The organism is Candidatus Saccharibacteria bacterium, assembly GCA_016789455.1.
Taxonomy (GTDB): Bacteria; Patescibacteriota; Saccharimonadia; order Saccharimonadales; family Saccharimonadaceae; genus CAIJKY01.
Genome location: JAEUQU010000002.1, coordinates 235,583 through 259,347, shown reverse-complemented (window position 1 = coordinate 259,347; position 23,765 = coordinate 235,583). Strand labels below are relative to the sequence as shown.

31 protein-coding genes and 1 tRNA gene are annotated in these 23,765 nt (G+C 54.3%); 11 read left to right on the top strand and 21 right to left on the bottom strand.

Annotated features, from left to right (window positions below):
• Positions 1-2: 2 nt before the first annotated feature.
• Positions 3-467 (bottom strand): DUF2975 domain-containing protein, encoded by a 465-nt coding sequence (locus tag JNJ66_02350; protein MBL8159274.1) that lies wholly within the window; start codon positions 465-467, stop codon positions 3-5.
• A gap of 120 nt (positions 468-587) precedes the next feature.
• On the opposite strand from JNJ66_02350, the gene JNJ66_02345 reads away from it, so the two are divergent.
• Positions 588-1,058, top strand: a complete 471-nt coding sequence (locus JNJ66_02345) for a DNA methylase (GenBank protein ID MBL8159273.1) — start codon at positions 588-590, stop codon at positions 1,056-1,058.
• Position 1,059: 1 nt separating this feature from the next.
• Here the strand turns inward: JNJ66_02345 and JNJ66_02340 are convergent, their stop codons facing one another.
• Entirely contained in the window at positions 1,060-3,303 is a 2,244-nt protein-coding gene (locus JNJ66_02340) for an excinuclease ABC subunit UvrA (GenBank protein ID MBL8159272.1), read from the bottom strand.
• A gap of 96 nt (positions 3,304-3,399) precedes the next feature.
• Between JNJ66_02340 and JNJ66_02335 the strand changes: the two genes are divergently transcribed.
• Positions 3,400-4,116, top strand: coding sequence for a hypothetical protein (locus tag JNJ66_02335; protein MBL8159271.1), 717 nt, complete (start codon positions 3,400-3,402; stop codon positions 4,114-4,116).
• A gap of 59 nt (positions 4,117-4,175) precedes the next feature.
• Here the strand turns inward: JNJ66_02335 and JNJ66_02330 are convergent, their stop codons facing one another.
• The 6 genes from JNJ66_02330 to JNJ66_02305 all read right to left on the bottom strand — a co-directional run bounded on the left by JNJ66_02330 (position 4,176) and on the right by JNJ66_02305 (position 8,331).
• Positions 4,176-4,700 (bottom strand): pyridoxamine 5'-phosphate oxidase family protein, encoded by a 525-nt coding sequence (locus JNJ66_02330; protein MBL8159270.1) that lies wholly within the window; start codon positions 4,698-4,700, stop codon positions 4,176-4,178.
• Positions 4,701-4,703: 3 nt separating this feature from the next.
• The gene (locus JNJ66_02325; GenBank protein ID MBL8159269.1) at positions 4,704-5,504 is read right to left on the bottom strand and encodes a discoidin domain-containing protein; all 801 of its coding nucleotides are present in this window, start codon (positions 5,502-5,504) and stop codon (positions 4,704-4,706) included.
• A 49-nt stretch (positions 5,505-5,553) separates the two neighbouring features.
• Positions 5,554-6,120, bottom strand: coding sequence for a hypothetical protein (locus tag JNJ66_02320; protein MBL8159268.1), 567 nt, complete (start codon positions 6,118-6,120; stop codon positions 5,554-5,556).
• A gap of 116 nt (positions 6,121-6,236) precedes the next feature.
• The gene (locus tag JNJ66_02315; GenBank protein MBL8159267.1) at positions 6,237-6,563 is read right to left on the bottom strand and encodes a hypothetical protein; all 327 of its coding nucleotides are present in this window, start codon (positions 6,561-6,563) and stop codon (positions 6,237-6,239) included.
• A gap of 97 nt (positions 6,564-6,660) precedes the next feature.
• Positions 6,661-7,032, bottom strand: coding sequence for a hypothetical protein (locus tag JNJ66_02310; GenBank protein MBL8159266.1), 372 nt, complete (start codon positions 7,030-7,032; stop codon positions 6,661-6,663).
• A 90-nt stretch (positions 7,033-7,122) separates the two neighbouring features.
• The gene (locus tag JNJ66_02305; GenBank protein MBL8159265.1) at positions 7,123-8,331 is read right to left on the bottom strand and encodes a hypothetical protein; all 1,209 of its coding nucleotides are present in this window, start codon (positions 8,329-8,331) and stop codon (positions 7,123-7,125) included.
• Between the two features lie 90 nt (positions 8,332-8,421).
• On the opposite strand from JNJ66_02305, the gene JNJ66_02300 reads away from it, so the two are divergent.
• Positions 8,422-8,970, top strand: a complete 549-nt coding sequence (locus JNJ66_02300) for a peptide deformylase (protein ID MBL8159264.1) — start codon at positions 8,422-8,424, stop codon at positions 8,968-8,970.
• 51 nt (positions 8,971-9,021) lie between these two features.
• On the top strand, positions 9,022-9,297 hold the full coding sequence (locus JNJ66_02295) for a DUF2277 domain-containing protein (protein MBL8159263.1): 276 nt from the start codon (positions 9,022-9,024) through the stop codon (positions 9,295-9,297).
• 9 nt (positions 9,298-9,306) lie between these two features.
• Here the strand turns inward: JNJ66_02295 and JNJ66_02290 are convergent, their stop codons facing one another.
• The 5 genes from JNJ66_02290 to JNJ66_02270 form a co-directional block, all read right to left on the bottom strand.
• A complete protein-coding gene (locus JNJ66_02290; GenBank protein ID MBL8159262.1) occupies positions 9,307-11,088 on the bottom strand; it encodes an ABC transporter ATP-binding protein in 1,782 nt (593 codons plus the stop codon).
• 269 nt (positions 11,089-11,357) lie between these two features.
• A complete protein-coding gene (locus JNJ66_02285; protein ID MBL8159261.1) occupies positions 11,358-11,993 on the bottom strand; it encodes a DUF4389 domain-containing protein in 636 nt (211 codons plus the stop codon).
• Positions 11,994-12,179: 186 nt separating this feature from the next.
• Positions 12,180-12,614: a VOC family protein gene (locus tag JNJ66_02280; protein ID MBL8159260.1), complete on the bottom strand. Its 435-nt coding sequence runs from the start codon at positions 12,612-12,614 to the stop codon at positions 12,180-12,182.
• 42 nt (positions 12,615-12,656) lie between these two features.
• Positions 12,657-13,058 carry a DUF1801 domain-containing protein gene (locus tag JNJ66_02275; GenBank protein ID MBL8159259.1) on the bottom strand — a complete coding sequence of 134 codons (402 nt, stop codon included), beginning with the start codon at positions 13,056-13,058 and terminating at the stop codon, positions 12,657-12,659.
• Between the two features lie 4 nt (positions 13,059-13,062).
• On the bottom strand, positions 13,063-13,443 hold the full coding sequence (locus JNJ66_02270) for a DUF1428 domain-containing protein (GenBank protein MBL8159258.1): 381 nt from the start codon (positions 13,441-13,443) through the stop codon (positions 13,063-13,065).
• Positions 13,444-13,611: 168 nt separating this feature from the next.
• Between JNJ66_02270 and JNJ66_02265 the strand changes: the two genes are divergently transcribed.
• The 3 genes from JNJ66_02265 (at position 13,612) to JNJ66_02255 (ending at position 15,414) form a co-directional block, all read left to right on the top strand.
• Positions 13,612-13,941 carry a helix-turn-helix transcriptional regulator gene (locus JNJ66_02265; protein ID MBL8159257.1) on the top strand — a complete coding sequence of 110 codons (330 nt, stop codon included), beginning with the start codon at positions 13,612-13,614 and terminating at the stop codon, positions 13,939-13,941.
• On the top strand, positions 13,934-14,263 hold the full coding sequence (locus tag JNJ66_02260) for a DUF1048 domain-containing protein (GenBank protein MBL8159256.1): 330 nt from the start codon (positions 13,934-13,936) through the stop codon (positions 14,261-14,263). The genes JNJ66_02265 and JNJ66_02260 overlap by 8 nt, the downstream gene beginning before the upstream one ends.
• A 320-nt stretch (positions 14,264-14,583) precedes the next feature.
• Complete coding sequence (locus JNJ66_02255; protein ID MBL8159255.1) at positions 14,584-15,414, top strand: hypothetical protein; 831 nt, start codon at positions 14,584-14,586, stop codon at positions 15,412-15,414.
• On the opposite strand, the gene JNJ66_02250 is transcribed toward JNJ66_02255, so the two are convergent.
• On the bottom strand, positions 15,398-16,030 hold the full coding sequence (locus JNJ66_02250) for a cysteine hydrolase (protein MBL8159254.1): 633 nt from the start codon (positions 16,028-16,030) through the stop codon (positions 15,398-15,400). The genes JNJ66_02255 and JNJ66_02250 overlap by 17 nt on opposite strands.
• Positions 16,014-16,628, bottom strand: coding sequence for a hypothetical protein (locus tag JNJ66_02245; protein ID MBL8159253.1), 615 nt, complete (start codon positions 16,626-16,628; stop codon positions 16,014-16,016). Before JNJ66_02245 ends, JNJ66_02250 begins: the two co-directional genes overlap by 17 nt.
• Positions 16,629-16,924: 296 nt before the next feature.
• Here JNJ66_02245 and JNJ66_02240 point away from each other — a divergent pair, with 296 nt between their 5' ends.
• From JNJ66_02240 to JNJ66_02225, 4 genes are all read left to right on the top strand, one after another.
• Positions 16,925-17,095, top strand: a complete 171-nt coding sequence (locus tag JNJ66_02240; protein ID MBL8159252.1) for a hypothetical protein — start codon at positions 16,925-16,927, stop codon at positions 17,093-17,095.
• Positions 17,096-17,209: 114 nt separating this feature from the next.
• Entirely contained in the window at positions 17,210-17,722 is a 513-nt protein-coding gene (locus JNJ66_02235; GenBank protein MBL8159251.1) for a hypothetical protein, read from the top strand.
• A 53-nt stretch (positions 17,723-17,775) separates the two neighbouring features.
• Positions 17,776-17,919: a hypothetical protein gene (locus tag JNJ66_02230; GenBank protein MBL8159250.1), complete on the top strand. Its 144-nt coding sequence runs from the start codon at positions 17,776-17,778 to the stop codon at positions 17,917-17,919.
• 86 nt (positions 17,920-18,005) lie between these two features.
• The gene (locus JNJ66_02225; protein ID MBL8159249.1) at positions 18,006-19,568 is read left to right on the top strand and encodes a recombinase family protein; all 1,563 of its coding nucleotides are present in this window, start codon (positions 18,006-18,008) and stop codon (positions 19,566-19,568) included.
• Here the strand turns inward: JNJ66_02225 and JNJ66_02220 are convergent.
• The 6 genes from JNJ66_02220 to JNJ66_02195 form a co-directional block, all read right to left on the bottom strand.
• Positions 19,546-19,621 (bottom strand) — tRNA-Gly (locus JNJ66_02220). The genes JNJ66_02225 and JNJ66_02220 overlap by 23 nt on opposite strands.
• Positions 19,622-19,748: 127 nt before the next feature.
• Positions 19,749-20,399 (bottom strand): type II secretion system protein, encoded by a 651-nt coding sequence (locus JNJ66_02215; GenBank protein MBL8159248.1) that lies wholly within the window; start codon positions 20,397-20,399, stop codon positions 19,749-19,751.
• The gene (locus JNJ66_02210; GenBank protein MBL8159247.1) at positions 20,399-21,406 is read right to left on the bottom strand and encodes a glycoside hydrolase family 16 protein; all 1,008 of its coding nucleotides are present in this window, start codon (positions 21,404-21,406) and stop codon (positions 20,399-20,401) included. The genes JNJ66_02215 and JNJ66_02210 overlap by 1 nt, the downstream gene beginning before the upstream one ends.
• A gap of 78 nt (positions 21,407-21,484) precedes the next feature.
• Positions 21,485-21,841 (bottom strand): hypothetical protein, encoded by a 357-nt coding sequence (locus tag JNJ66_02205; GenBank protein MBL8159246.1) that lies wholly within the window; start codon positions 21,839-21,841, stop codon positions 21,485-21,487.
• On the bottom strand, positions 21,835-22,098 hold the full coding sequence (locus tag JNJ66_02200; GenBank protein ID MBL8159245.1) for a prepilin-type N-terminal cleavage/methylation domain-containing protein: 264 nt from the start codon (positions 22,096-22,098) through the stop codon (positions 21,835-21,837). Before JNJ66_02200 ends, JNJ66_02205 begins: the two co-directional genes overlap by 7 nt.
• A 53-nt stretch (positions 22,099-22,151) precedes the next feature.
• Complete coding sequence (locus tag JNJ66_02195) at positions 22,152-23,570, bottom strand: ATP-binding protein (protein MBL8159244.1); 1,419 nt, start codon at positions 23,568-23,570, stop codon at positions 22,152-22,154.
• Positions 23,571-23,765: the final 195 nt, after the last annotated feature.

The following is a 23,765-nucleotide window of genomic DNA, read 5'->3' as shown; positions in this document are numbered from 1 at the left end:
GCCTATACCGTCAGGTCATTCTCAGATTTGATAGCGACAGCACTGCGCAGCAGTCCCTGCAGCACGGCCGCAAAGGTAGCGATTACGAACGAAGCGAAGATGATGATGCAACCGATAGCCATGACGCCCGGCGCATCATCTAGCTGAGCGGCGTAGTAGATATATGGCAGGCCGATAAGGAACAGCGTCGCGATGACGACGGCGCAGTACTTGATGGCACCAAGACAGCCGACAGCCGCACGCGTGAATGCCGTATTCGTATCAATATGACCGAGCAGCTTCATGGTTTGCCAGAGTGCGATGAAGAACGGTATGGCCGGTACGTACAGGCCCAGTAAGATGGGTTTATAGAAACCTGTCCGGTCAGTCATCAGCCCCGCCGGCAGCACGAACACCAGCAGTCCCAGTATGATCAATCCCAGCAGTACGACGACGCCCCGCAGGATGAGTGTTGAACCTTTTTTCATGAATGATCCTTGTTTACCTTGCCAGTACTGTATCATGGTATTTATTGTAAATCAATAAATTTATATTGTTTTTATGATTTTTGAGCAATCAAGCGTCCGTTTGTCTTGTACTATGAAACTATGAGCGTAGACAAACCGAAGCCCGCCAAGAAGCCCAAGCCCATCCACACCGCCGAACAGTTCGGCCTGGACATCACCGCCGGCGACGACGACATGTTCCGCTGGTTCCTCCTCTGCTATCTGCTGGGCAAGCCGATTCAATCGACAGTCGCCGCCAACACCTGGCGCCTGTTCATCGGCCGCCGGCTGGACACGCCATGGGCCATCGCCCAGACATCCAACCGCAGTCTTATCCAGCTTTTGAACGAGGGGAAATACACCCGCTATTCCCACGTCACCGCCCGCAGTCTGCAGACCTGCATGGAGCAGCTCATCAGTCTGCACGAGGGTTCGCTGGTGCTGATGTTCGACAGTAGCGAGACCGAGGATGAGTTTTCCAAACGGCTACAAAAGCTCTATGGCGTCGGGCCTAAGACGGCCGAGATATTCATGCGCGAGACAGAGGAGTTGTTTGCCCGCCGGGTTGAGTAGTTCAGCCCAGATACTGCGCCGTCAAAGATTGCTTGTTGCGCCGCAACTCCGCCGGCGCCCCTTCAAAGACAACCCGCCCGCCCCGGTTGCCACCCTCCGGCCCCATATCGATGATCCAGTCGGCCTGGCGGATGACATCAAGGTTGTGCTCGATAACGACCACCGTATTACCGCTGTCCACCAGCCGGTCAAGAATTGCCAACAGATGCTTGATGTCAGACATGTGCAAGCCCGTCGTCGGCTCATCCAGAATATAGATGCTGCCCTGCTTGTGCAGCTCGCTGGCCAGTTTCAGCCGCTGGCACTCGCCGCCGGAGAGCGTACTGAGCGGCTGGCCGAGCGTCAGATAGCCCAGGCCCACGTCGCACATGGCCTGAAGTTTCTTCGTCACCTCCTTGTCACCGAAGAAGCCCAGCGCTTCGGCGATGGTCATATCCAGCACCTCGATGACATTCCTGCCCTTCAGCCGATATGCCAGTACCGACTCCTTATACCGCTTTCCCTCGCATATCTCACACAGCAGTTTCGCCTCATCAAGGAAGGCCAGGTCCGTGGCCACATAGCCGGATCCCTGGCAGTTCTCACAGGCCCCTTTGGAATTGAAGCTGAATAACGATGCATCAACGCCGTTCGCGGCCGCAAACGCCTTGCGGATAGCATCCATGATGCCGATGTAGGTCGCGGAATTGGAGCGGCTGTTGGCCGCCACGCCCTGCTGGTCTATCGTGATGGCTTCAGGGTATCGTGCCACCATGGCGGTATTGATAAGCGAGCTCTTGCCCGAACCGGCCACGCCGGTCACCGCCGTCAGTACACCGGCCGGTACCGTCACGCTGACATCCCGCAGATTGTTGACTGTGACATGCTCGATAGGCAGTTCGCCCGTCGCAGCGCGCACTTCCGTTTTCATCGGCAGGGCCAAGGCAAGCGACCGGCCCGTCAGCGTATCCGCCTGCAACAACTCATCATAGGTCCCTTCAAAGGTAATAGTGCCGCCACCGGCACCGGCGGCCGGCCCGACATCTATCACATGGTCGGCCACCTTGATGACATCCGGATCATGCTCGACCACGATAACCGTATTGCCCTTGTCCCGCAGCTGGCACAGCAGGTCGTTCAGGCGGTGTACATCACGCGGGTGCAGGCCCACACTCGGTTCGTCAAAGATATACATGACATCACTCAGCGTGCCGTTAAGGTACTTCACCAGCTTGACGCGCTGCGATTCACCACCGGAAAGCGTGTCCGTCTGGCGGTCGAGGCTCAGGTACACCAGGCCGATATCAATCAGGTGCTGCAACCGTTCGCGCAGCATGGCGACGATAGCCTTAGCCTCCGGCTGTGTCATCGCCGTAATGGCCGCCAGTAATTCATCGATCTGCATTGCATTCAGATCGGCCAGGTTGTAGCCGTTGATTTTGCTGGCAAGCGCCGCCTGGCTGAGCCGTGAACCTTTGCAGGCGGTACATGGTCCGTTGGCAATGAATGGCGCCAGTGTCTTCTGCGACCGCTCCGACATCGTCTTGATGTCCCGCTTGATATATTTGCGCGTGAACATGTCTTCCAGGCCTTCAAAGCTCATGTTGATGCCGCCCACATCCACTTTGCGCGGCGCGGCGTGCAGCAACTCGTGCATCTCGGCGTCACTGAAATCGCGCAGTTTCTTGTCGTTGTCGTACAGGCCCGATTTCACCACCAGCTTCCAGCCCCAGCTGCCCACCTTGTAGTCGGGAAGCTGAATGGCACCCTCGTTCAAGGATTTTTCATAATCAAGCAAGGTCTGCAGATTGACACCCATCTTCTGCCCCAACCCGTCGCACTCCTGACACATGCCGGCCGGATTATTGAACGAGAACATATAGCCGTGCCCCAGGTTCGGCTGCCCCAGCTTGGCAAAGAGCAGACGCAGGATCGGCGCGATGTCAGTGGCCGTGCCAACCGTCGAGCTGGAACCGCCGCCCAGCCGTTTCTGGTCGACGATGACGGCCATGTTGAGGTTCTCGATCGCATCGACATCCGGCTGCTGCACCTTGGGCAAGAAGGTACGCACAAATGCGCTGAACGTCTCATTCAGCAGGCGCTGGGCTTCTGCTGCCACCGTATCAAAGACGATGGAGGACTTGCCCGATCCGGATACACCGGTAAAAATCGTTATTTTTCCCTTAGGGATACGCAGGTTGACGTCCTTGAGATTATTCTCGCGGGCGCCGCGGATAGAGATGTAGTGTTGCATAGTCTTAATGATAGCATCGGTGACCGCTGGCGCTGCCATGTTGCATAATTATTCAAAATGTTATATTAAACTATAGTACACACAGCCCGACAGAGAGGACGTGTACCAATGAGGCGCTACCCTTCGGAGTACCCCCTGCCCGCCATCACGGTGGCGGAACGGGTCATCCCCATCGAGATCCCGCTCGCCCTGAGAAACGACGGCCACGGCCGTTGGAGCCTGACCCGGGGCTTCCTGGTCAGGCCATCAGTCGTCGAGACCATCCGGGCGCGCTTCGCCCCGGACATCAGCAACGACGAGCTGCTGCGCTTCATCGACCTGGTCTTCTCCAGGGTGCTGCCACAGCTGCACTTCGAGCTCACCTCCGACGGCTACCTGCTGGCACTCGGTGAAGATCCCGACGACAGCGACCGGCCGCACGTCATCATCGGGGAACAGCCGCCCGGTACCCACGGCTACACCAGCCCTGCACGCCAGGCGTCGCTGAAGGCAGCCCTGGCCAGCGTCCGTGCGCTCATCGACTGGCGACTGGCCTGCTACGGAGAGACACCCGACAGCGACCACCCCTGGCCCGTCGGCGAGCACGGCGGTGCCGACCTGATCTACGGTGAACTCTACCGCATGATCCGCGACATCGGCCAATTCAGCTACGTCCGGGTCCGCGACGTCATCGACTTCATCCACCTGGCCATCCCTGAGCTCATCACCATCTGGAGCGGCCTCGGACTGGAGATCGTCCCGGTCTACCACATCGGAACCGGCGACCAGGAGCCATTCATCAGCCTGCGCCTCGTGCCGGTGCGGCAACCCTCAGCACCCGCCTGACCCCGAAGGTCGAGACCTGCTCTCCCTTCCGGGGAGGGCGGGTTTCGACCTTTTATGCGCTATGTTCCCAGCAATTGTTGCGCCGCTACTGGCACCCGTGCTTCACTTTTAATGAAACCTTCATCGTCGCGCACGATGCTATATATCTCAATCTTCGTAATGTCCAGGGCATACATCCGCTGCGCAGGCTTCGGGGTCAGGTAATAGGCCAGCTCAATCGGCTCGCTGCCCCGCCGTGCCCGCGTGGCATTATGTACCCTCAGCGCCTCTTCCAGTTCGGTGCCGCTGCACTCGCGGGCATTACCGGCAGTGACATAGACACCGCCCTGCCCCTTGGTGAAGGAATCAAACAATACGGCAAAAGCCGTGCCAGTGCGCAAAAAATTGCGGCAATGCCGGGACTCGCTATACGATCCGACGTACAGCGTAGTCAGCCGCTCGTCGTAGATAAGCATCAGCGGCGAGTTATGGGGCGTGCCGTCTTCGTTGACCGTGGCGTAGGCGGCATGACGGACTGTCCCCAGCAAATTTCTAGCCAGCCGAAGCTGTTCTTCATCAGCATGAATGAAGGATTGGCCCGCCATGTGTTAGTTAGTCAGCACCGTAGTATCGGCGATTCTGATTTCAGCGACCTGTGACATCGCCTCCCCGTTGTTCTGCGTCACATTCAGCCGAAAATGCTTGTAACGGCGGGTGTTGCTGAAGGTATAATTCTTAGTCTCGTAGCGGCCGCTGAACGTTTCATTCGTCCGGGTATCCAACGTCGTCCAGCTCACGCGGTCGTTCGAAGCCTGTAACGTCCAGCTGCGCGGATCGCGTCCCGGGGAGTCATTGGCGGACGTCAGGCTATAGCTGACCGGCGCCGTCACCTCGGCTGAAGAAAAAGTCGTGCTCATGGTCGTCGAGAATGCCAGCCATTTGGTATTGACGTTATTATCGAACGCCTTGGGACCATCCTCACTGGGCGGATTCTCGTTATTGAATACAGGGGCGGTGCTGCCGCTCGGGCACTGTCCGGCCGAGATGGCAGCCGGTGTCTGGTCGGCAAAGAACGAGATATCACCAGAGGAAGCACTGAGACAGAACGATTTGGTAGACGACGTGTTGTCAACGGTATAGGCATAGGTGATGTTGCTGTCACTGGCGATATTCACATTGGAAAGCGCCGCCGGATAGGCCGATTCTCCACTTTCAAAATACGCCACTTTCACCTTCTTGATGGCACTCTTCAGATCGGCAGTAAGTTGCGACTCCTTGGCCCGCCGCTGGGCGCCCGTATACGAACTGATAGCGATGACCGCCAGGATACCGATGACCACGATGACGATTAACAGTTCGACGATGGTGAAGGCTGCCACTTTGTTTGTCTTGTGGTGAGTACGCGCCATAATTACCTTCATCTTACCATTAGCGGAACGCCGGTGCAAAACGGCACCGTTAAAGTGCCGGGCGTGCAGATGGATGAGTCGCTCCCCCCATCTCTTTGCTATGTCGCTCTGCGCGCTTAACCACCGACTTTGAATGATGCCGCAGCTGCACCCTCACCAGCGCCATGAAATCTGCCGCCGGCAGCCACCCTGCGCGCACGAATGTGGCCATAGTATCCATGGCATTGGCCGCCACAATCCAATCCACCACGGTCGTCGATAACCGCGCCGTCAGCCAGCTGATGGCCGCTTTTCTTTGTTCGGTCGTCAGTGCGACCTGCCCGTATATCTGGGCGATGTGCCACTGGATGGATGGTTGCGTGCTTGCCGCCAGATCTTCGTGTATCCTATCGACGTACGGCTCAAGCCAGCCCGGCTGCACCCGGCAAATTTTCTCCAGAGCATCGGCCGCCCGCATACGCATCCAGGCATCGCTGGCAAACAGGCACTGGTACAGCTCTTCCAAGCGGGAAGCATCATGCAGGACCACCGCGACGACCTCGTCAACTCTGCCCAGCGAGTTCGACCTGCCGCCTTCGGCCAGTATCACCTCGAATGGTGCGGGTGTAATATTCATACTCTCAGCATACCAGACGCAGGAACAGCTTGGAGCCAGCAAAAGAAGAGCCCGCCCCGGAAGGAGCGGACTCAACTTCCGGAACGGGCGGGGGCGAGAGGTCAGGACGGGTCGGCTCACGCGACCCGTACGGTCGCCCCCTTGAGCATGCCTGTGCAGACGACAAGCTCCCGCTGTTCACCCCCTGGGCCTGTGCCGGTGACATCGAACTTCACCAGATCATCATTGCCGCAGCCGCGCAACCCCACGAAGAAGGTGTCGCGGTCGGTGACCGTGATGTTGGTGTAGCCGAAGGCCTCGGCCGCCCGGACCGCCCCGTCTTCACTGACGAGGCGGGCGAGGACCTGGAACACCAGCATGATTGCGGCCAGCCCGATGAGCGGGAACGGCCAGCCGTTGCCGTACCAGGGGCCACGGGACGAGCGGCGGCGGGGACGGGGCATTGGGAACTCCTTGTGCTTTCGCAGAAATCAGAGGGGCCTTACCCTTATATTATATCAAATATTATTCTATTTGTCAACCTAGGCTTCGTCCTCGTAACTAGCGCCAGCTCCACTGCAGAATATGCAGCCCGTAAAGCAGCACCGCATTGATAACCAGCCCCAGCACCAGCCACGGATGCCAATACAGCACCAGCAGTACCGTAGAGGCGACGGCCCCGACGGTTGCGGCCAGCTTCCACATGCCACCCAGGCCAGGCACGCTCAGTACGCCCAGTCCAGCCAGTACAAAGCTCGTCACAACAATCAGCGTCAGAGCGAGCCCCAGCGGGCCGGCGAGACCGCCCGCCAGCTGCGCGAACCACCCTTTCGTATAATCAAACGGATAGTTAGGGTCGTCAGGCTTGGGCGTGAGATACGAGGCATGGATCAGCCCGTGAGCGATGAGAAAGATACCGATGAACGTGTGCATGGCGTACTCCTTTCGGATGACAATGGCTGCACTCTTATTGTGCAGCCATAGCGCGCTCGTGTCAGTGATCCGTCTCACTAAAGTGGCAGGTTACTGCTCGTACGCTCCCATGTCGATTGCCCCGCCCTGTGGCCGGGTAACGCCACCGGCATCCTTGGGCGGCGCGTCCGTCATAGTGCCGGCACCGATGGCCGGACTGCCTGGCTGGAGGCGGAAATCGTGGTTCTGAGCATCGACGAAGAGCGGGTCGGCATCCGTCACGCCCTCCTGGCCGCCCTCTCCGGTGCCGCCGCCCATGTTGTTTGAGACGACGTTGCCGTCGCCGCGAATGTCGTAGCGGGCGCCGCGGGTGTCAAAGACGATGTTGTTGCGGGTGACGCCACCCGGTGCCTGCAGGATACCGCGGCCGGTGTTGTAGATGACATTATTGACGAAGACCCAGCCGCTGGCCTCGGTTTCGTCATACGGGTGCAAGCCGAAGTCTTCGACGTTATAAATTATATTGTTCGATACCACTGTGTCGGTCACATGGGCATCGATGTACATGCCATGGACCAGCTGCTCCGTACTGCCGGGCGCACCAATATCATGGATGATGTTGCCATCAATCAATACGCCCGATAGTTGCGGCTGGCCTGATTGGATACCCGCCCCACCCTTCCAGCCCGTACCATCAGTCTTGAAGCGGCAGATGGTGTGGATGTGGTTGCCGACGATCTCGATGTTGTTGGCGGCGGCATAGACACCGTGGCGCGTGCCCATCTCGCCGGTCACTTCAAAATCCTGGAAGCGTATGTATTCGTGATTGATCTCGACGGCCGACTGGCTGCTGGTGCTATTGTTGCCATTGATTTTGGCGCCATGCCGGGTGGCCGAACGGATGGTAATGATGCCTTCGGCCGTGCCGCCCTTGGTAGTAATGAAGTTGCCGTCATAGGTGCCGGGACCGACCAGGATGGTGTCACCGGGGTTGGCGGCCGAAAGTGCGGCGGCGATGGTCTTCTTAGGTGTCGATTCGGTTGTGCCGTCATTGCCGTCTTCGCCATTGGTGGCCACATACAGCGTCGGGCCGGATGGGGCGCTCAGGGTGCCGAACTGGAGGATGGCGGTGCCGGAGGCGTCCAAAACGCCTTCCACTTTATTGGCGCCGCCAGTAATGACTGCCGTCTCGGGCTCAGAAGAAGCAACGATGGTCGCTGCCATCGAGATGACGAGCCGGAGCAGGCCGATGCTTGCCACGACTGCAACGGCCGCCGCGACGGGCCACGTATACCGAGAATGATGCCGATGCTGTGCCATGAGGGGTGTCTTGGTTTTAATGCTGGTGCTTATAGTGTAGCAGATTGTTGCGACAGACAGACGCACAGTAGGAAATGATACTATACAACTATGTCCAAGATTCTTCCCGCCGCACGCCTCGGCAACCCGGTACTCAGGAAAGTAGCGCGCCGCCTGACGCCAACGGAAATCCGATCCCACACCATTCAAACTCTTATCAGGGATATGCGTTACACGCTCGTCAAGGAACGCTATGGCGTGGGCATCGCTGCGCCGCAAGTAGGAAGGAGCGTCGCTCTTAGCGTCATCGGCATCAAACCGACGCCGACACGCCCGGACCGTGAGCCGTTTGATGCAGTCATTATCAACCCAGAAATTATAGAGACCTATGGACGGCGCAAGCAGTCATGGGAAGGTTGCATCAGCTGCGGCACTGGCGATGACACGCTCTACGGCCTGGTGCCTCGGTATACAAAATTGAAGCTGCGCTGGCTTGACGAGCATGCCGTACCGCACGAGGAGGTGGTGGATGGATTCGTCGCCCATGTAGTCCAGCATGAGACGGACCACCTGAACGGCGTCCTCTTTGTCGATCTCGTCAAAGACACTACGTCATACATGATGGCCGATGAATATCGGAAACGAATCGCACGCACATAATTTCTGCCAGATACTGTCGTACACTAATAGCGTGTAAACAAGGAGTCGCCCATGTGCCGCAACATCAAAACCCTCTTCAACTTCGACCCGCCCGCCACGGACGAGGAGATACGGGATGCGTCCATCCAGTTCGTCCGCAAGCTGTCGGGCTACCATCATCCGTCGGCAGCGAATGAAACAGCGTTCAATAAAGCTGTTGAGGAGGTGTCGGTCGTTGCCCGCACTCTGCTCGAAAGCCTGGTGGCACAGGCCACGCCCCATAACCGTGAGGAAGAAGCGGCCAAGGCCCGGGCCAGGGCTGCCAAGCGCTTCGGCCCGGCAGCCTGACCACGCGCCTTATTCTTCGATAAACCCACCCGACTGATGCGCCCACAGCTTGGCATACGTGCCGCCGCGCGCAATCAGCTGCTGGTGCGTGCCATCCTCGATGATCCGCCCACCGTCCATGACAATGATGCGGTCCATGTGTTTGAGGGTGGAGAGACGGTGCGCGATGGCGATGACCGTCTTGTCCTGCCAGAGGTTTTCAAGAGCTTTTTGGACGAGAAGTTCGCTTTCGCTGTCCAGGGCGCTGGTCGCTTCGTCCAGTACCAATATCGGTGCGTCGTTGAGCATGGCCCGGGCGATGGCGATGCGCTGGCGCTGCCCGCCAGAGAGCTTGACGCCACGCTCACCCACCAGCGTGTCGTACTGCTGCGGCAGCTTGACGATGAATTCGTCGGCTTCGGCCTTGCGGGCGGCGGCCACCACCTTCTCATGCGGCGTGTCCTCGTCTGCGGCATAGGCGATGTTCTCGGCGATTGAGCGGTGGAACAGGGCAGTATCCTGCGGCACGAACGAGATGTGGTCGGCCAGGGCGCGGCTGGCTACCGGCGTGCCGTCAAAAGTAAAGGTTCCGAGCGGCACTTCGTAGTAGTCGAGCAGCAGCTTGGTTAGCGTACTCTTGCCACTGCCAGAGCGGCCGACGACGCCGATTTTCTCGCCCTTTCTGATGGTCAGTGAGACGTCGCTCAGGACGGCCGTGTCGGACTTATCAGGATAGGCGAAGGTCAAGTCATTGATGGCCAGTTCATGTTTGAACATTGGGGTGACCGGCGCTTTGGCCTCGCCCGCGTCGTTGATGACGCTTTCTGTACCGAACAGATACCGGTGCGCCTCGTCTATCTTGGCGAATTGCCGGCCGAAGCTGGCGATGTTCCAGACCACCTCCCAGATCGTCGTGGTAAAGACGACTGCGGCCGAGATGATGGTAGTGAACTGCCCGAGGCTGATCTGCCCACCAAGGAACATCCACAGGTTGAACAGGATGATCGCCGGCCACATCAGGTCGCGCACGAACACCGACATACTGCCCCAGAAGAAAACAGACCATAAGAAGCCCTTTTGGGCGACGGCGAGCGTCGTGCCCTGCTGACGCTCGACCGTTTTGGTTTCCTTGCCCTCCTTGTTGAAGGATTTGACGCTGACGAAGTTGGCAATGGAATCGATGATGTGGCCGTTCTTGGTGGCTTCGCGGTCGGTCTCAATCTTGTGGTAGAACATCTCCTTGCCAAGCAGCGGCCGGCCGGCCAGACACATGGCAATAAGCGTGGTAACCACGATCAGCCCGGTCTGCCAGTTGACGCTGGTAGCAATCAGCACCATGGCCACGATGTTGATGACGGACGAGATGTAGTTGAACAACACGTTGTCCAGAAGCGTGCGGTACTCCTGCGAGATAGTGGTCAGGTTGGACGATATCTTACCCGTGAACTTATCGATGAAGTACGGATACGGCCGGTTGATGATACGCGCAAACAGGAATGATTCGTACTTGAAGGAGATAGGCAGCACCCAGGCCCGGAAGACCAGCTCACTGCCGCGCCAAAAGAGGTTGTGGCCGGTACTAAGCGCGACAAGCACCCAGGCTAGCAGCCAGGCCCGCCCCTGCTCGATGGGTTGCGCAGCCAAAACGTCAGTCAGGATGCCGATGACGACCGGCACGACTGCCAGCAAGGCGTTAGCAATCACAAACAGGATCGCGTTGATGAAGATGTTGAAGCGCCATGGCCGGATGAACGTCAAGAATGCTTTGAGGGCTGGCGACGCATACCAGGGCGCGGTAGAATGTTTACTCATGAGAGAACCTTATGTTGCAGAAATTGATGGAAGATACATTGACGCTGGAAGTTATGATGACCAGCGTGCCCGCGCCAAGAAGCGGCTGGTCAGACGAGAGACACACCAAAAGGGCGTGAGGATCGGTCGGTGATGCGTGTTGGGATTACTAACATTGTGGTGCGCCCTTTCGTTGTGTTAATGATAATTTGGCATTATTGCATAGATAATCGCAAATTGCAACGCTTATATACGCTGATTCTAAAAGTTACTGGCGCAGCAGGCTTAATTTACTTAAGACTAAACGGCGGATACTCATCCGTCGCCAGCAAAAACGCATACGCCGTCACCCGCCAATCCCAGCGCATCACGCCGACCACGAAGTCGAACAGAGACTTGGGATAGTGCCCCGTGAACAGTATGGCGAACCAGGCAATGATGACCGCCAGGAAGGCGGCGATGCTTAGCACAAGCAGCACGAAGTAATGCGGTATCGCCAAAAACCACTTCACCAGCGGCAGCCAGCGGTTGAGGTCGCGCTCGGCATCCGGGTAGCGCAGGTCCATATGGACGGACTGTTCGTCGGTGGTGGATGGGTATGTATCCGTCAACAGAAGCAGATAGGCGCTGACCCTCGTCGTGAAGCGGTTGAGCTCCAGCGCGAAATCGAACCACCAGCGGGGATACCGCTGCCGGAAAATGATCATCAATGCCGTGGCTGCAGCCAGTCCCACGGTAATACCGCCCGTATTTGCAGCGACGCGCTGGCCGGCTTCGTTGACATGGCTGTCGCCGTACGCGCCAATCAGTACCATAAGCACAATGGCGATTGGAATAACCGTAATGATGCGGAAGAAGCTGGTGAGACGATCGAGCCTCTTGGGGTAATCGATAGTGAGGGTTGCGGGATAGACTTCTTTGGCCATGTGGGTGCGTCTGCTTTCTTTTACCGTGCCGGGTGCTGGCGGCAAAGTAATTATGTGCTATTACCTGCAACTACCATATCAGAAAAAGCAGAGGCCGCGTGTGATGTGGCTCACACAACGCACTTTGGCATTTATCTTGCGGGTCGCTGCAGCCGATGAGGGGCTCGAGGGCGGCGAGGGCTTTGTTCATGCCTGCTTTCCGTCTGCGTCAAACTCTACCGTCCACTCAATGCCATACTTATCCCTGAACATCGCAAACTGTGTGCCCCACGGACTTTCATCCAGTGGCATCTCGACGGTGCCGCCGGCCGAGAGTCCGGTGAATATCCTTTCGGCTTCTTCGCGGCTCTCCGCGCTGACTGCTATCTTTGACCTGTTTTCGTTCTCGTTGACACGCCCCAGGACCTCGGGGACATCATTGGCGATGAGGGTGTTGCCGCCGACCGGCAGGACGATGCGCATGATCTTATCGGCGTCGCTCTCAGGCACGGGAAACTCGGGGTTCTGCAGGTCTTTGAAGCGTACGAGACTGGTAAACTCGCCGCCAAAGACAGATTTGTAAAAGGTGAAGGCTTCTTTGGCGTTGCCGTTGAAGTTGATGTATGGGTTGATGGTGGGCATTGGGCTTACTCCTTTATGTGCAGCTATTGCTTTAGCAGTTGTCTACTGTTCTGCTGACGGGATTGCCAGCCAGTTACTGATTATCTTTTGCAGCGGGGCCGAATGGGCATTAATGTCGTCCATGGTATTGAAGGTGATCATCCCCCTGATGTCAGAACTCCATGCAATGAGTCCGCTCTCATCCTGCATAATCGGAGCGCCCTTCTTGTCTTCCTTGCGGGTCGCGCCCATGTGCAACACGAGCTTCACCACTCCCTGCTTGTTCATGAGATTGAAGGTGATTCTATCCTCGCCGTCCAAAACATAGCTTGGCGCGTTCCATTTGATGTGTTCTACAAGCGTCGGCTCGGTCTTGAGTATGAGGTCTCTTAGCGCTTCGACTTGTTGGCGTTTCCCGGCATCCAGGTCGCTTAGGAACTCTTCGACGGTCGTATATTTCTGCACAAGATTACCCCTCGACTACTGCCTCAAACCCGCCGTAGGCCATCTTCGTCATGTCGTTTGGCATGACGAAATCGGTTTGCTCCGCATAGGCTTCGTCCATCTCTGCCATGACTTTCTTGTTCACCTCGTCACGGTGCTCCTTGGAATTGAAGACGATGAAGGAAAACCAGACATTATCATCGGCCGATGCGCCGGCCATCTCCGTGAAGGCGCGTGATTTTACGCCGCCCATCTCTTGTTGCTTGAGATCATCGCCCCGGCACTCGAAGTACTGCAGTGCGCCGTGCTTCATCCAGGAATCGCGGCCTTGTTTGGCCATTGCTTCGTATTCGGCTTCTTTGCCTTTGGGGACCACCAGGACGAATCCATCAACGTACTTTGCCATATGCATATTCCTCATTTTACTGTTGCTGCGTATGTATGATTTTAGCACCTGGTGACAAATGTCTGGCTTGCATTATTCTGCTGCATCAAAAAATATGGCTGACAACTTAGCCTACTCTGTGTTACTATATAGTGGTAGTAAGTATTACATACTAGTAAAGGATGCAGATTGAATAATATTACAGAAATGCTCAAAGGCGTACTCGAAGGCTCAGTACTGGAAGTGATAAGCCGAAAGCCTACATATGGATACGAAATCACCCAGCAACTAAGGAGGCTTGGATTCGAAGATGTCGTTGAAGGAACGGTTTATACCATTCTTGTCCGACTAGAAAAAAATGAACTTGTGAGTATCGAGAAGAAGCCATCAGAAGTGGGACCTCCGCGAAAGTTTTATAGTCTCACCAATGCCGGACAGGAAGAATTAACAACATATTGGGAACGATGGGACTTTGTGTCATCAAAGATCAATGAATTAAGGAGCCAAGGCAATGAGTAATACCATCAAAAAAATCATCGGGGACTTGAACGAGAAAAAAGAATACCGGGAAACAGAAAAACGCGCCAAAGCATTACCTGCGGAGTACGCCAAGGCTTATGCTGACATTAAGCATTATCTCTGGAACGCTTCTGGCATGCTGTCAGTCACACCATTGATATCGCTGGTTGACATGCTAGAGGAAGCGGCCGCCAGCGGAAGGCGCGTAATTGATATCACCGGCTCTGATGTAGCAGGTTTCGCCGATGAGTTCGTTCGTGGAGAAAGCTCGTACAAAGAACAGCAGCGGAAAAAGCTAAACGAGAAGTTTAATACAAAATAAAATAATTGTTAGAGTCTTCTGGCGATTAATATCTGAAGAGGCCAGGAGCTAGAGGCTCTTTGACTCAGACCAAGAAAAACGCCCGGACAAGCCGGGCATTTTTCTTGGTGCAGCAGGTAGAAAAATGTTTTCACGAAATCAGAGACGAACTGGAGCGTTGGCGGCAGATATTAGCCGTGCCGTATCAAGAGTATCTAGTATCGCAGAGCCTAAGTAGTGGCAGCCAGGAATTACACTAGGGACGGGAGGGTGTTATTATTGCAGCAATGAATAGTGCAAATCCTATTGGTATAATTCGTAGTTCTAGCAAAGCGCTTACGGTGACGAGCAAGAATTTTGCCGACCTGCGCAGCCAGATAACTGACATTTATAACCAACGCGCCAATCTACTAAAAGAACTACGCGCCGCCAAGTCTAAGCTTGGCTTGCTTTCATTTGTTCATTATAGCAGCTACCCGCTCATATTCGGCTTCTTTTATAAGGGCATTGCCGCAAAACGCGCCGCCCAGCAGGAAGTAGTGCGGCGGCTTGAGAAACGGCTTTCCGAAACATTCGTAACCATAAAGTTTGCCGACGCATCGCAGCTAGAAAAAAGCTGGCTCAACTGTCTGGATACTTACGATGAACTAGCTCAAAGCCAAAAGATATGGGATTTGACCTACGCCGAGAATATCGACCGCGTGAAAGTCCGTACTACTGCTGACACAGCCGTAAAGCGAACCGCAGTCACCTACGCACCAAAAGACATCGAGATTATCAAAAGCGATGTGCGGCCGATATTTATCCCGAACGCTAACGGCCCCGATGTATTTATATACCCGACCTTCCTAATATTATTCAAAGACAATCAACGCTTCGGTATTTTCGACCTCAAAGAAGTAAAAGGCAGCCTGTCCTTCACTTCCTACCACGAAGAAGAAAAAGTACCGAGCGACGGCGAGGTAATCGGCCAAACCTGGAAGAAAGCTAATAAAGACGGCTCCCGTGACAAGCGTTTCCAAGGCAATAATTACCAAATACCCGTACTCAAATATGGCAGCATGACGCTCGAAACGAGCGACGGCCTACAAGAAAGTTACATGTTCAGTAGCGCCGAGGCGTTCACTGGCTTTGCGGAAGCGCTTGGCTTCCATCTCAAGCATTTGAAATAGTATCAATAACTTCCTGCGAGCTGCTGACCGTGCCGTAAGTTTTCTGTACTAGCGTAAGGGTTCGTTTCTGCGTGTCAGGGTCACTAGAAGTGGTAGCAACCAAATCTGCTGGCACCACGATTTTGTAGCCTAAATCAAACCCGTTTCTTATAGCTGTTTCAACACAAATTTGAGTAGACACGCCTGTAATGATAAGTGTTTTTATGCCAGCCGTTTCCAAGTCTCGTTTTAGGCGGTCATTAGAAAAAATGTTGTAGGTATATTTTTGATACACCTTGTCGGCTGGCGGGTCAAAGCCATAGAAATGCCAGCCTTCCCCATTAATATCGCAAGTGACCATCTTGCCATCCAGGTCATATTGTTCTTTTTGAAGGTCATTGAGCTTAGTTCTGTCATAAACCTGTTGCGTATAGTATGTTTCAATTCCGTTACCTGCGCAGGGTTCTGCAAGACGCTTTATGCCAGCTACAACGTTATCCATGCCTGACACGCTCTTGCCCATGCGCGCCATCAAGCCAGTGGGTGCGCAAAAATCATTCTGCATATCTACCACAATCAACGCAGTATGCGCAGGATTGAGTTTATCTTTGAGTGTCATTTTACTCATGTTTTTCATGCTTGAAGCGCCATACGCCGCCTGAATTCTTATTACCATGTTGCTTGATTGCATCCAGTAGTAGACTAGGCTCAACGAGCCGCCATTTAGGTTGCTTCCAACTGGCATCCACCAGTCGCACTTTGCCATCTATAACCCTATCAAATACAGTCACATGGCCAGAATTGGGCTGGTACTCGCCGCGCATAACACCATGATTGAAACATAGCAACGCATCCTCATCGGCCGCTTCGATTTCCTGCAATTCTTTCAGGAGGCTTGCTTCATCGGTAAACTCTGCCGCCAGCTTGAGACTGAACGTTAGCGGAATGCCTAGCTTTGCAAAGATTTTATTAGGCTCATATTCTTGCCGAAATATCTGCGTACCGTAACCCGCAGTAGATGGCGGCGTGTCCAATGTGCGGACATCGTAAAAAAGTTCTTTTTCTTCTGGCGGCACCGTCAAGCCTAAATGATGCCCTAGCTCCTCCGCAGGGATGAGCGGGATGCCGTTGCGGTACATTATCATTTGAATACTGGTAGGCACGCAGCAGTAGCTTTGCTGCGTAAATGGTATGTAACGACTATCGTTAGGTGCTGCGCTATAAGAGGTTGTCATGTGTTCTATCATAGCAAACTACAAGCGGGCGGGGTACGTCCCCATTCTGACAGCGCTTTACAAGCGATATATAGCAAATAATAAGACGGTGCCGCAACAACCTCGCATCTACCGCTAAAAATTTTATCGCTCAAAAAATTATTTAGAACATATTTATACAGCCATTAATATACACAACGGAAAAACAGTGCTTGTAACACTTACGCATAGTAATAAATAGTTACACTCAAATAGGGATAAATAGCGAGTTTTTGCGGGTTTACACGCCTGCGCCAAAAAATTGATAAAATCAGTTCATGGACAAAACTGCAAATCAGATTGATGCTTCTGTTTACGCTTTGGTGTTGCGAAAGCTCAAGCACATACTGGTCAATGGCTATTACGGCATGGATGAAGTCCGCTATCAGTATGAATGGGATGACAGCCAGAAAGGCACTGCGAGTAGGAACCTGCGCCAGGTTGCATAAGAGGATGCGGCGCTACGCTATTTTCTAAGCATCGGCGTTATTGATGGCAGGCGCATTGAAAACGAATTTAGGCGGCAGCAACTACACGGCAATGAGGTAGATAAGCAGCTAGGCGTGTGGGGTAAAGCATGGGATGAGGCCGACCCCGCGTATCGTGAGTTTGACTGGGTAGTGCTTATATACGGCATTGACGCGAATAAGTTTATGGAACAGTGTCATAAGTTCGACCTAGAGGATGCGGGCATTGGCTTGGCGGATATGAACAACGGTACGGTAACAAAATTGCCAAAGCTAGTGCTAGATGCGGGCGGCGGGTTCACAGTTCATCTTGGTGGCCTTATTGCCTACAAGGGGCGCGAGATAGGCTTACAGCGCCAGGAAAGCAAAATAGCAGCTTATATAATTGAAAACGCAGTAAACGGACAATACATAACCTTGGAAAATATTGCGGACAATTGCCTATCCGAAGCATACTTGGAAAAAGCGGGCATGAGCGGTGACGAGGCGCTGGTCAATAAATACCTTTGGCGCTGTCTGTACGATATCCGCACGGCTTTCAGAGCGGCCGCCAGCAACAAAGACTATTTCCCGCTCAAGCGCGGCATCGGCTACACTTTTGCACCTTAGTCCCCCTGCAACTCCCTAATCAATAAGGGAGTAAGGCCACCTACTATGGGAACGTGGCTGATACTATTGCTCAAAAACGAAAGACTGACGCTCGCGATTTGGCGCTGCTTATCTACGACATGTTTATAGAGCAAGAACACGAAACTGATAAAATAGAAAACGGACAAAACGATGCAAATCAGACTGACGACGACTAATGTATTGGTAATAGCGGGGGCTTCTGTTGGCTATGATTTGCAAGCCTTGTCCCAGAAGTCCCTGCTATTGCCCGTAAAGGGCTGTCATGCCTAAACAAATACTTGCAATTGCAAACTGCCGCGTATCATCAAATGAGCAACTGTTGAATAACAGCCTAAACCGTCAGCGCGACGCAATTATAGCGGCCGCGCAGGAACTTGGCGTAACAATCCCTGATGATGGCTGGTGGTCGGGCAGCGTATCAAGTAAGCGCGGTGGCAACATAAACCGAACCGACCTCAAAGAAATGCTTGAGCGCTGCAAGCGAGATACCCGCATAAAATACGTCATCATTGATGAAGTAGACCGCTTCATGCGCTCCATGCTTGAGCTGGCGCACTTTATTGTTGAGTTCAAAAAGCTTGGTGTGCGCGTCGTATTTGCATCACAGCCAAACCTGAAATCCGATAATGCAACCGAGACATTGCTACTCATGCTCGAAGCCTACAAAGCCGAGGGTAGTAACGAAGAACGCCAGCATAAATCTATTGCTGGCAACACTGTGGCATTGTTGCAGGGGCGCTATCCGTTTCATCCCAAAATTGGCTATAAGCGCGGCTATGAGAAAGGTATACATGAGTGGCATCCTGAATATGCTCCCGTATTGCAGGCAATATTGATAAAGGTTGCCGAGCATTTGCTTACATCGAGCCAGGCTTTGGTTGAGTTCAATAAAAGTGTTATCCACGCGGGCCGTTCACCGTACAAAATGGACAAATTCCGCAAGATACTTATTGACCCCTACTATGCGGGCATAGTTGAGATACACAAACAAATTGACGTGCGCAACGAAAACGGCCTGCATAAGCCGCTCATAACTATGGAGCAGCACTTGGAGCTTTTGCGGATAATGAACAATAAACCCAAAAATCAGGCTGGCCCGCGTAAGAATGGCAATCCCGAATTCCCAATGAATAACATCACGCATTGCGCAGCCTGCGTTGCATCACGCGGTCATAAAGCGGGCCGCTACGTCGGCTTCCCACATAACAACGGCAAGAACAAAGACCGCATTTATTACAAGTACCGCTGTCGAACATGCGGCCGTTATTTACACCGCCATGAACTACATCAGCAGATTGAGCGGCAGTTCAGCCGACCGCTTACGAATGAAGGTGTTACTAACCTGATAGATGCGCTAGAAACTGTATGGAAGCAAAAGGAAGGCCAAGCAGCTCAAGAAGCTGTCCGCATAAGGCAGAAAATTGCGGCTATCAACGAGGCTATTAGTAGCCAGGCGCTTGCCGCCATAGACCCTAGTAATGCCACTATCAAGCAGGAGATTTTGAGCAGCGTAGCCACGCGGAAGCAAGAGGTAGCGGACTTAGAAGACAGCTTGGAGGTATTGCAGCGCAAATCTGAAACGGACAAAGAGCGCTTTATGCGCTTCGCCTGCGGCTTCATAGACAACATGGGCGGCCGCTTCCTAGCAATATCCCAGGAGAACAGATTGCGGTGTAAACAGGTCGTATTTCCAGCGGGTTTTTATTTGGATGAGAAAAATAAAGTTTACACCCCCGAAATCAGTCCGCTTTACAGATTGGCGACTATGAAAAAAGACGCCGAAGCGTCTTCAAATTCCTTTTTGGTGCGGGTTAGGAGACTCTAACTCCTGGCCTCTTCCATGGCAAGGAAGCGCTCTAACAACTGAGCTAAACCCGCGTAACAGAAGTAAGTATACATAGGCGGGGCGGTTTTTTCAACACTTTTGAGGGGTTATTTCGTGAAAAGTAAAAGTTTTCACGGGGCGGGACGGCGGGAACAAGGCACTCGTTAAGCATGGGAGGGGCTAGTTGGGCGGATTCAAGGAGAGTATGCAATAGGTTCCCTGCCCGCCATACATCGAGTTGCGCGGCATAGTGGTGTCGTACACATACACCGCCACGTTATCGTTGGCAATGGTGCCGGGCGCCGGCGCTGGATCAGGCTGGATGATGCCGCTCATACCGCAATCGACGTTGAGACCTTCCAGCCAGTACATCAGCATGGCCGGCCGGGGTTGGCCGTCGACGGTGCGGTATGGCGCGTGCGCCCGGTAGTGATACACCGGACCGATGCCGTTCCAGGTGCCGATGTTGACCGGCTGGTAGGTGATGTCGTTGACCTTGCCGGCCACGGCGGCGATGCTGTTCACGAATGCCAGGCTGTCAGCTTCGTTGGTGGGAGTGGCGCTATTTTCGCCCCAGCACTTGCCCGTGGGGAAGTTCCTGCCCAGGCAAAAGCTGGCACCGGTGGTGTCTGGGTAGTTGCCCGTAGCTGACATGTATGAATAGATCAGCCGCACCGCTGCCTTGGCGGTGGAGATGCGATTGGCATTTTGCGCCCTGGCTGGGGTGTCCCTGAAGGTTGAGAACGCAATCATTGCCAGGATGCCGATGACCACTATGACGATCAGCAGCTCGACGATGGTGAAGCCTTTGGCGCTACGCGGCCGCCTCATCAGTTCTCCCGCACCTCTACCCGATCAATCACCATCTGCCCAGGCGCCGTCACCGGCTGCTGCTGCCCCGCCGCGCCGCCGACGGCGAGGTCGAAGATGATGTGGTGCTGGTCTGTGTTGTCGGGGCCGAACGGCCACGGCTTGCCGCCCGCCATGGCAGGCACCACCGGCTGGCCGCACTGCTTATCATCAAAGAAGAAGGTGATCTTGTGCGGTTCGATCTTGGCCGTGTACTTATGGAAGGCCTGGCTCAGGTCGGCGTCGCCACCGCACAACTCATCGGGCGAGGACCAGACCTGGCCGCTGTCCCAGGAGTGAGTGGTGGCATGGAACAGTGTCGGCCAGGTAGTGTAGGCTTCGACGATGTCGATTTCGCCGGAGACACCCGTGACGCCCGGCTTGGGATTGACGAGCCAGAACGCCGGCCAGTATCCTACTTCTTTCGGCATCTTTATCCAGGCGCTGACGGTGCCGTACATAAAGGTGAACTTGCCTTTGGTCTGGAGGCCGGTGCCGTAATCGGCGGCGGCGGGGAGCACGAGATTGCCGCTGCCATCGAGCTTCTCGTCGTCACCGCAGCGGATGAGGCCCCAGGCAGCAACGGGACCCTCGGAGCAGGTGCTGTAATCGCCCCATTTGGATTGGTCGGGCAGGCTGCCGGCAGGGCCATTGAAGTCGTCTTCAAAGATGATTGCGGCAGTATTGTCGACGCCAGTGTCGCCTGGTGCGGGTGGCGGTGGCGTATCGGTGCCGCCGTCCGCGGGTGGCGGTGGCGAGCCGCCGACGATGCCGAACTGCAGCGCACCGCCTTCCGATGCGGTCGCATCATCAACCGTGTCGGCCGCGCCTTCCGGCGTCGCCTGCTCTATCTCTACCGAGGCCACGTGCATGGTGACGGCCAGTGTCAGCAGTATGGTGCCAAGGGCGATGGTCACCGCCGCGGCAGTCGCAATAGCCGGCAAGGCCGACCGGAGCGAGCGCTGCGCAAAAGTTAGAGGTGACGACACGTATGTTTCTCTTGGTTAGTATCTATTGCTCTTAGCATACGGGCTGGATGCTGCAGGCACAAGCCGAAAGGCCACGCCCTACCGCAGCTCATTACAATCGGTCACGTTCGAGCGCGTGTACGATGTCTGGTAGAACCGCTGCCAGTAAGAGTTCATGGCCGCGTTCTCGTTACAGTGGTAAGCATCAGCGTTGCTGTTTTCACGCTCCTTAAAGCCGAAGGCGCGGTACATCACCTGGTTCTGCGGGCCGGATTCGATGGCGCGCCAGGCACTCAGCACGTACAGCGTGCCGTTGCTGGCATACATGTAGCAGCCATAGCCTGGCTCTCGCGGCTCGATGCTTTGCGGCAGGCTGGGAATGAACGGGCCGACGACGCCGGGCACCCACTGTTCGGTGTGGACGCCGTCGTTAGTGCAGTTGATATCGGTCAGCACATTGGTGAGGCCGCCGGTGGAGGGGTAGACGCCATACTCGCGGCATGATACGCTTTGATGGCTTTTTCGACGGCCTTGATATCGGTCTGGCGACGCGAATCACGCGCGGCCTGCTGGCTGCGGATGAAGCTGGCGAGGGCCAGGCCGGCCAGGATGCCGATGATGATTATGACGATGATGAGCTCTACGAGGGAGAAGCCGCGGAGGAAGGGGCGGCGGATGAGTTTTCTATTACGGGAGGAGGATTTTGTTTTCATGGGATGTTGCTAATGATAGTTTAGCATGGGGTGGCTCCTCCCAGTATGTGCGCCTACTGCGCCAATACCCTGTCCTCCTGAATCAGAACCACGCCCTCGGCTTTTGCCTTCTTGATCAATTCGTCAGTGAATCCAGACTTAGAGACCAGGCAGTAGTACTCTTTCCTTTCAGCAGTCCCCCACTTCACTTGAACAGACTTTTCCTTTAGCCCATCCAGTATGCGTGAATGCATCTTTTGATTAGTCCATTTGACCTCAGTAAAGAGTATTGCCTGTTCGGAGTCATTCACGCCAACGACATCTATCTCACAATTTTTATTCCACCAGCGGTCAAGCTTATCAAAATGCGGCAGAAGCTCGTCCTGCATAGCATGTTCGATAAATTGCTTTGCAGCATCCTCATACGCTTTCGCTACCAGTTGCTGCAATATCTCGCCATGTCTGCTGAAGAGAGCGTCGATGCTGCCGCCCTTGATCAGGCTGGAATGAGGGTATATGAAACTAAAGTAAAAGCGCAGAAAACTATCGCTGAGCGAATAGGTGCTTGTCTTGCTAGTTTCGGGCACTTTCTCAGTAACCGGTATTTCTTTTTTAATAAGACGTAACTCCAGGAGTGTGCCGAGGTAGCCCGGCAGGGCGGTGGAGCCAATGCCTGTCTCGCTAACAATTTCGCTGAAACGGGTACGTCCGAGTCCAATGGCCTTTAATATTGACAGGTAAGGCCGAGGATTCGTAAATTCTTCTGAGAGTAGCAGCTCTGGCTCAACCGAAAGATATGAGCCTTCCGGCAATACAAAACGCCGCAGATTGCCCTCAAGAGTCTTGTTGCCCCTGAAAACTCGTTCATACGCCGGTATGCCACCCGTTATTGCATATAGTGAAAACGTATTAACGAAAGCATTGTGAGCACCGTGGAATAACTTGGCTCCTGCATAATTGAACGGCTCAAGCATCCACTGGCCCGTTCGGCGACCGTATAGGGGCGCGCTATGCAGCAAGGCGTGCTTATACATCATCGAGATACTCGAACCCATGAGAACCATGAGAACTTTTTTGTCCTTAAGGAACTCGTCCCAGCCTATTTGGAAGTATGAAGACATTGCGCCGTCAGATTCAGCCAGATACGGAAATTCATCAAATACCAGGACAAATGGTTTTTTTCTGCCATCGAGTTTTTGGCCGATATACCGAAACAGGTCGCGCCATGACTCAAAAGTTGCATTTCGCATTACCTCATCATTAAAACCGTCAGCAAATGTATTTTTGGCAGTTTTCAGCTGATCCTGAGGTGTGCCCTTTTCTGCAACGAAGTAAATACTGTCTTTTGAACTAATAAAGTGCTTTGCCAGTTCGGTCTTACCGACGCGCCTCTTGCCATAGAGAATCAATAGCTGCCCTTCGCTATGGGCAGCGCGATAACCAGTTTCCAGCCATGCCAGTTCTTTTTCGCGACCTACGAATTGCTCTTTCATAAGCTATAGTATAGTTTTTTATTTATAATACTGTCAAATATCATAGTTATAACTATGTTTATAATATAATAGCTGGTATGTGGGTGGCTCCTCCCAGTATGTCCGCGCGCTATGCGCGTGGACCGTTCGGCAATCGGAGATTGCCTCACGAGCGAACTGCCAGTTCGAGTATGGGAGGGGTAAGCCAAAGAAAAT